At 70.5% G+C, this 5,723-nt stretch carries 6 protein-coding genes and 3 pseudogenes; 8 read left to right on the top strand and 1 reads right to left on the bottom strand.

What is annotated here, in order from left to right; all coding sequences use genetic code 11:
- The 8 genes and pseudogenes from ASJ79_RS35110 to mshC form a co-directional block, all read left to right on the top strand.
- Positions 1–266, top strand: a pseudogene (locus ASJ79_RS35110) (hypothetical protein); the annotation flags it as partial.
- A 148-nt stretch (positions 267–414) separates the two neighbouring features.
- Positions 415–726: a hypothetical protein gene (locus tag ASJ79_RS17225; protein WP_197420256.1), complete on the top strand. Its 312-nt coding sequence runs from the start codon at positions 415–417 to the stop codon at positions 724–726.
- A gap of 51 nt (positions 727–777) precedes the next feature.
- Positions 778–1,608 carry an undecaprenyl-diphosphate phosphatase gene (locus ASJ79_RS17220; RefSeq protein ID WP_067957522.1) on the top strand — a complete coding sequence of 277 codons (831 nt, stop codon included), beginning with the start codon at positions 778–780 and terminating at the stop codon, positions 1,606–1,608.
- A complete protein-coding gene (locus ASJ79_RS17215) occupies positions 1,605–2,309 on the top strand; it encodes a histidine phosphatase family protein (RefSeq protein WP_067957519.1) in 705 nt (234 codons plus the stop codon). Before ASJ79_RS17220 ends, ASJ79_RS17215 begins: the two co-directional genes overlap by 4 nt.
- A 19-nt stretch (positions 2,310–2,328) precedes the next feature.
- The gene (locus ASJ79_RS17210) at positions 2,329–2,913 is read left to right on the top strand and encodes a DUF3090 domain-containing protein (RefSeq protein WP_067957517.1); all 585 of its coding nucleotides are present in this window, start codon (positions 2,329–2,331) and stop codon (positions 2,911–2,913) included.
- A complete protein-coding gene (locus ASJ79_RS17205; protein WP_067957514.1) occupies positions 2,900–3,706 on the top strand; it encodes an SCO1664 family protein in 807 nt (268 codons plus the stop codon). The genes ASJ79_RS17210 and ASJ79_RS17205 overlap by 14 nt, the downstream gene beginning before the upstream one ends.
- 17 nt (positions 3,707–3,723) lie before the next feature.
- A complete protein-coding gene (locus tag ASJ79_RS17200; RefSeq protein ID WP_067957511.1) occupies positions 3,724–4,491 on the top strand; it encodes a 3'(2'),5'-bisphosphate nucleotidase CysQ in 768 nt (255 codons plus the stop codon).
- 68 nt (positions 4,492–4,559) lie between these two features.
- Positions 4,560–5,618 (top strand): annotated as a pseudogene (mshC, locus tag ASJ79_RS17195) (cysteine--1-D-myo-inosityl 2-amino-2-deoxy-alpha-D-glucopyranoside ligase); the annotation flags it as partial.
- Here the strand turns inward: mshC and ASJ79_RS31150 are convergent.
- Positions 5,618–5,723, bottom strand: a pseudogene (locus ASJ79_RS31150) (inositol monophosphatase family protein); the annotation flags it as partial. The pseudogenes mshC and ASJ79_RS31150 overlap by 1 nt on opposite strands.

Genomic DNA, 5,723 nt, shown 5'->3' with positions numbered 1-5,723 from the left:
TCCCGTCGACCATGTTGCGCAGCGCCGACTCGGGCAGTACCTCGAAGGCCAGCAGCGCGGAAGTCATCGGCCCGCGTCAGACCCCGCGGCTGCGGTCGCCCTGCAGCTCCAGCGGCAACACCCGCCCGTCCGGCGGTTCGGTGACCGGGGGCGAGTCCGCGGCACGCGCGGGCTCGATGGTCGGTGGCGGCGCGTCCACCGGATTCGACGAACAGCCGGCGACCAGCGCCAGCGCCAACGCGGCGATCCCCACGCGGGCCAGCTGACCTGGTGAGTTTGTGTGGCGCGACAACGGGTAGCTCTCGGTTGGGTTCGGCGGGAATCGGATCGGAGAGCCAGTGTATGCAACGTCGTAGCGGCGGTCCGGCGGCGCCGGGAGTCCCCGGCCCATCCACCGGCAGTATGGTACATACCATGACCCTCACAGCTGACAGCGAAGTCACAGCTCAGGGCTTCACGGTCGAAGTCATCACCACCGGGGTGCATGCCAGTGGGTTCGGCGAGGTCGGCGACGGGCGGAGCTTCTCCTTTCACGTGGAGCGCCTGATGCTCGTCGTCGAGGTGTACCGTCCCCGGCTGCGCGATCCGGTCCCGCAAGCCGAGGACGTGGTGGCCACCGCCACCCGCACACTCACCGACATCGACATGACCGACGAGCGCAGCGTGATCGCCGCCGTGCGTGACGCGGTCGCCGACGCGCAGCCGGTCACCCGCAACGGGCGTTGAGCGACGCACGGCCCGCGTCACGGTACGGTCGTCGTCGTGACGGGGGCGGAGATGTCGTGGCTGCAGGTCGTCGTCCTCTCGGTGCTGCAGGGACTGACCGAATTCCTGCCGGTGTCGTCGTCGGGACACCTGGCGATCTCGTCGAAGGTGTTCTTCGACGGTGACGCGGGGGCGTCCTTCACCGCGGTGAGCCAGCTCGGGACCGAAGCCGCCGTGCTGGTGTACTTCGCCCGCGACATCGTGCGGATCGTCAGGGCGTGGTTCGCCGGACTGTTCCGGGCCGGGCAGCGCAACGCCGACTACTGGCTGGGCTGGTGGGTGATCATCGGCACCATCCCGATCAGCGTGACGGGGCTGCTGTTCAAGGACGAGATCCGGACCGGTGCGCGCAATCTGTGGCTGGTGGCCACCGCGTTGATCGTGTTCTCGTTCGTGATCGCCGCCGCCGAATACGCCGGCAGACAGACCCGGCGTGTCGAACAGCTCACCTGGAAGGACAGCGTCATCGTCGGTTTCGCGCAGTGCCTGGCGCTGGTGCCGGGAGTGTCGCGCTCGGGCGCGACGATCAGCGCCGGCCTGTTCCTGGGGATGGAGCGCGAGCTGGCCGCCCGGTTCGGGTTCCTGCTCGCCATCCCGGCGGTGTTCGCGTCGGGTCTGTTCTCGCTGCCCGACGCGTTCAACCCGTCCGGGGAGGGCATGAGCGCCAGCGGCGCCCAGCTGTTCGTGTCCACCGTGATCGCGTTCGTGGTGGGCTACGCCGCGGTGGCGTGGTTCCTGCGGTTCCTGGTCCGGCACAGCATGTACTGGTTCGTCGGCTACCGCATCCTGCTCGGCACCGTGGTGCTGATCCTGTTGTCGACCGGGGTGGTGGCGGCGGTATGACCGTTCTGCTGCTGCGGCACGGCCGCTCGACGTCGAACACCGCGCACACGCTGGCGGGCCGCTCCGACGGTGTCGATCTTGACGACCGCGGCCGCGAACAGGCCTCCGCGCTGGTCGAGCGGCTCGGTGAGCTGCCGATCCGGGCGATCGTGCGCTCCCCGCTGCTGCGGTGCGAACGCACCGTCGAACCGCTGGCCGCCGCGCTCGGTCTGCAGCCCGTCGTCGACGAGCGGATCACCGAGGTCGACTACGGATCGTGGACCGGCCGCAAGATCGGCGAGCTGGTCAAGGAGCCGCTGTGGGCGGTGGTCCAGCAGCAGCCCAGCGCCGCGGTGTTCCCGGGCGGTGAGGGGCTGGCAGCGGTGCAGGCGCGTGCGGTCGCCGCGGTGCGTGAGCACGACCGCCGGCTCGCCGAAGAGCACGGCGGCGACGCGCTGTGGGTCGCGTGCACCCACGGCGACGTGATCAAGTCCGTCCTGGCCGACGCGCTCGGCACCCACCTGGACAGCTTTCAGCGGATCAACGCCGACCCGGCGTCGGTCAGCGTCGTCCGCTACACCCCGTTGCGTCCCTTCGTCATCCACGTCAACCACACCGGTGTCGCGCTGAACGCCACCCTGTCGGCCCCACCGCCCGCCGCGAAATCCGACCAGGGCGAGGTTCCCAGCGGAGACGCCGTGGTCGGCGGTTCCACCGGCTGACGGTATTTTGGAAACTGCCATGGCCCGCGCAATTCACGTCTTCCGCACACCCGACCGCTTCGTGGCCGGGACGGTCGGCGAACCGGGAAACCGGACCTTCTATCTGCAGGCCGTCCACGACAAGCGGGTCGTGTCCGTGGTGCTGGAAAAGCAACAGGTGGCCGTGCTCGCCGAGCGCATCGCCGCGCTGCTGCTGGAGATCAACCGCCGCTTCGGCACCCCGATCCCGCCCGACACCGACGAGGTCGAGGACCTCAGCCCGCTGATCACCCCGGTGGACGCCGAATTCCGGGTCGGGACCATGGGACTGGGCTGGGACTCCGAAGCCCAGACCGTGGTCGTCGAGCTGCTGGCCGTCTCGGAGACCGAGTTCGACGCGTCCGTCGTGCTCGATGACGCCGAGGAGGGCCCCGACGCGGTGCGGGTGTTCCTGACACCGGAGTCGGCGCGCCAGTTCGCGGCCCGTTCCAACCGGGTCATCTCGGCCGGGCGCCCGCCCTGCCCGCTGTGCGACGAGCCGCTGGACCCCGAGGGCCACATCTGCGTCCGAACCAACGGTTACCGGCGCGGCGCGCTCACCGGGTCCGACGATGACGAGCTCTGAGGTCCTGCGGCGCGGTGAGCTGACCGTCCTCGGACGGATCCGTTCGGCGAGCAACGCGACGTTCCTGTGCGAGGCCACGCTCGGCGAGGACGTCCACCACTGCGTGTACAAGCCGGTGCGCGGCGAGGCGCCGCTGTGGGACTTCCCGGACGGGACCCTGGCCGGGCGGGAGGCCGCGTCCTACCTGGTGTCGGCCGCGCTGGGCTGGAACGTGGTGCCCTACACCATCGTTCGCGACGGTCCGGCCGGGCCCGGCATGGTGCAGCGCTGGGTCGACCAGCCGGGGGACGAAGACCCCGACGCCGAACAGGATTCCGGCCCCGATCTGATCGACCTGCTGCCCGCCGGCGAGATCCCGCCCGGGTTCCTGCCCGTGCTGCAGGCCTATGACTACGCCGGCGCCGAGGTCACCCTCGTGCACGCCGACGACGAGCGGTTGCGCCGCATCGCGGTGTTCGACGTGCTGATCAACAACGCCGACCGCAAGGGTGGCCACGTGCTGCACGGTGTGGACGGCGGTGTGTACGGCGTCGACCACGGCGTCACGTTCCACGTCGAGGACAAGTTGCGCACCGTGTTGTGGGGCTGGGCCGGCAAACCGGTCGACGACGGCATGCTCGCCGATGTCGGAGAACTCGGTGAGAAGCTGAAAGCCGATCTCGGCGCCGAGCTGTGCGGCCTCATCACACCCCGCGAAGTCGCCGCGCTGCGGGCCAGAATCGTTGGCCTGCTGCGCAATCCGGTGATGCCCACCCCCGACAGGCGACGGCCGATCCCATGGCCGGCGTTCTGACATGATCTACTTGCCGGGTGACCCTCACCGATGCAGCACTGGCCGCCGCGGTGGCCGAAGAGGCCGGTGAGCTGCTGCTGGCTATGCGCGAGCAGTTGGGCTTCTACGACCCGTACGACCTCGGCGACGCAGGCGACATGCGCGCCAACACGCTGATCCTGGACCGGTTGCACAGCGCCCGCCCGCACGACGCGGTGCTGTCGGAGGAGGCCGTGGACGACGTGTCCCGCGTCGACGCCGACCGGGTCTGGATCGTCGATCCGGTCGACGGCACCTACGAGTACTCGATGCCCGGCCGCGCCGACTGGGCGGTGCACATCGCGCTGTGGCAACGTTCGACGGCATCCGGGGGGCCGACGATCACCGACGCCGCCGTCGCGCTGCCCGCCCACGGTGAGGTGTACCGCACCGACACCGTCAGCCCGCCGCCGCCCCGCAAGGAGGGCCCCATCCGCGTCACCGCCAGCTCCAACCGCCCGCCCGCGGTGCTGTGGCGGCTGCGCGAACAACTCGACATCGAGCTGGTCCGGATCGGTTCGGCCGGTGCGAAGGCGATGGCGGTGGTGCGCGGCGACGTCGACGCCTACCTGCACGCCGGCGGCCAGTGGGAGTGGGATTCGGCCGCCCCGGCCGGGGTGCTGTGGGCGGCCGGGATGCACGCCTCGCGCATCGACGGCTCGCCGTTGATCTACAACCGCCGCGACCCCTACCTGCCGGACCTGCTGATGTGCCGACCCGAGTTGGCCGGGGTCCTGCTGGAGGGCATCTGGTCGGCGTACCGGTGAGGTCGGCCATGCCGGGAATGAATCAGCCGTCGGAATTGTCGCAGTCCTCGATGTCTAGAGTCGACGCTATGCAATCGTGGTCCGCGCCGAACGTGCCGGCGCTGCCTGGACGTGGGCCGCAGCTGCGGCTCTATGACAGCGCGGACCGGCAGGTGCGGCCGGTGGCGCCCGGTGCCACCGCGACGATGTACGTGTGCGGGATCACCCCGTATGACGCCACCCACCTCGGGCACGCGGCGACCTACCTGACGTTCGACCTGGTGCACCGGCTGTGGCTGGACGGCGGCCACGACGTGCACTACGTGCAGAACATCACCGACGTCGACGACCCCCTGTTCGAGCGCGCCCAGCGCGACGGCATCGGCTGGCGCGAGCTCGGCGACCGCGAGACCGACCTGTTCCGCGAGGACATGGCGGCGCTGCGGGTACTGCCGCCGCGCGACTATGTGGCCGCCACCGAGGCCATCGCCGAGGTCATCGAGCTGGTGGAGAAGATGCTGGCGTCCGGCGCCGCCTACGTCGTCGAGGACGCGCAGTACCCGGACGTGTACTTCCGCGCCGACGCCACCGTGCAGTTCGGCTACGAGTCGGGCTACGACCGTGACACCATGCTGGCGCTGTTCGGCGAACGCGGCGGCGACCCCGACCGGCCCGGCAAGAGCGATCCGCTCGATGCGCTGCTGTGGCGCGCCGAACGGCCCGACGAACCGAGCTGGCCGTCGCCGTTCGGCCCCGGGCGGCCAGGCTGGCATGTCGAGTGTGCGGCGATCGCGCTGAGCCGCATCGGTACCGGCCTGGACATCCAGGGCGGCGGCAGCGACCTGATCTTCCCGCACCACGAATTCTCCGCCGCACACGCCGAATCCGTCTCCGGTGAGCGGCGTTTCGCCCGGCACTACGTGCACTCGGGCATGATCGGCTGGGATGGGCACAAGATGTCCAAGAGCCGCGGCAACCTGGTCCTGGTGTCGCAACTGCGCCGCGACGGCGTCGATCCGGCCGCGGTCCGGCTCGGCCTGTTCGCCGGGCACTACCGCGAGGACCGGTTCTGGAGCGCCGAGGTGCTCGACGCGGCTCAGGAGCGGCTGCACCGCTGGCGCAGCGCGACCGCGCTGCCGGGCGCCCCCGACACCGCGTAGGCGGGAAGCCCGTACAGGAAGTTGACCGTGCCGTCGATCGGGTCGAGCACCCACGTCAGCCGGCCGTCGGCGGCGTCGGCCGCGCAGAGCCCG

The organism is Mycobacterium sp. NAZ190054 (assembly GCF_001545925.1).
Classification (GTDB): Bacteria; Actinomycetota; Actinomycetes; order Mycobacteriales; family Mycobacteriaceae; genus Mycobacterium.
The sequence above is the reverse complement of the archived record's forward strand: the minus strand, read 5'-3'. Positions and strand labels throughout refer to the sequence as shown.

What these genes read in the sequence shown, in the direction of transcription:
- ASJ79_RS17205 (WP_067957514.1), top strand. Translation starts at nt 2,900, where the DNA reads ATGACGAGCTCTGAGGTCCTGCGGCGCGGTGAGCTGACCGTCCTCGGA.
- ASJ79_RS17225 (WP_197420256.1), top strand. Translation starts at nt 415, where the DNA reads ATGACCCTCACAGCTGACAGCGAAGTCACAGCTCAGGGCTTCACGGTC.
- ASJ79_RS17215 (WP_067957519.1), top strand. Translation starts at nt 1,605, where the DNA reads ATGACCGTTCTGCTGCTGCGGCACGGCCGCTCGACGTCGAACACCGCG.
- ASJ79_RS17210 (WP_067957517.1), top strand. Translation starts at nt 2,329, where the DNA reads ATGGCCCGCGCAATTCACGTCTTCCGCACACCCGACCGCTTCGTGGCC.
- ASJ79_RS17220 (WP_067957522.1), top strand. Translation starts at nt 778, where the DNA reads ATGTCGTGGCTGCAGGTCGTCGTCCTCTCGGTGCTGCAGGGACTGACC.